Genomic DNA, 841 nt, shown 5'->3' with positions numbered 1-841 from the left:
TATCGGTATTATGAATATTATGTTAGCTTCTGTAATGGAACGTATAAAAGAGATTGGGCTGAGGCTTGCCATTGGCGCAAAGTCTTCAGACATTGTTATGCAGTTCTTGTTCGAAGCCGTTATGATTTCTATTACTGGTGGTATTGTTGGCGTTATTCTCGGAATAGGTTTGGCCTATGCTGTATCTAATTTGGCCGATTTCCCTACCGCTATAAGTTTTACTTCAATTGTGATTTCATTCGGTGTAGCAGCAACAGTTGGTCTAATCTTCGGAATTACTCCTGCGCGCAGAGCTGCAAGTCAAGATCCTATTACTTCGTTAAGACACGAATAACCACATTAACACTATGAAAAAGGTCATTTATTTACTTCTATCATTTTTTTGCCTGACGGGAATAGCATTATCTCAAGAGGTAAAAGTACTAACCCTTGAGGAAACGATTCGTTTGGCAAGGGAAAACTCAAGAAATGCCAAACAAGCAGAGACATCTAGAACTTTAGGGTACTGGAGTTATCAGGTTTATAAGTCTCAGCTTAGGCCACAGCTGCTACTTACAGGAAACTTGCCCAACTATGTAAATAGAGCCACACCTATTGTTCAAGAGGATGGTTCGGTGCAATACAGAACGGTTAACCAGAATACTTCCGATCTGTCGTTGGGTTTACAGCAGGTATTACCCTGGACCAATACCACGGTCTCGTTCGAAACCAATTTAGCTAGGTTTGATAATTATGCACTATTGGGTCCCAATGACCCGAAAACACTGTATCAAGGTGACCCAGTGGGCCTGACCATCAGACAACCGCTCTTTAATGTAAACCCATTCAAGTGGGACAGGTT

At 41.6% G+C, this 841-nt stretch carries 1 protein-coding gene and 1 pseudogene; both read left to right on the top strand.

Annotated features, from left to right (window positions below; genetic code table 11):
• Positions 1-334, top strand: a 334-nt coding sequence (locus B3763_RS12080; protein ID WP_286746780.1) for an ABC transporter permease, incomplete at its 5' end; no start/stop codon positions are given.
• Positions 335-347: 13 nt separating this feature from the next.
• Positions 348-841 (top strand): annotated as a pseudogene (locus B3763_RS12075) (hypothetical protein); the annotation flags it as partial.

Source organism: Roseivirga sp. UBA1976, assembly GCF_002336325.1.
GTDB lineage: Bacteria > Bacteroidota > Bacteroidia > Cytophagales > Cyclobacteriaceae > Roseivirga > Roseivirga thermotolerans.
The sequence above is the reverse complement of the archived record's forward strand: the minus strand, read 5'-3'. Positions and strand labels throughout refer to the sequence as shown.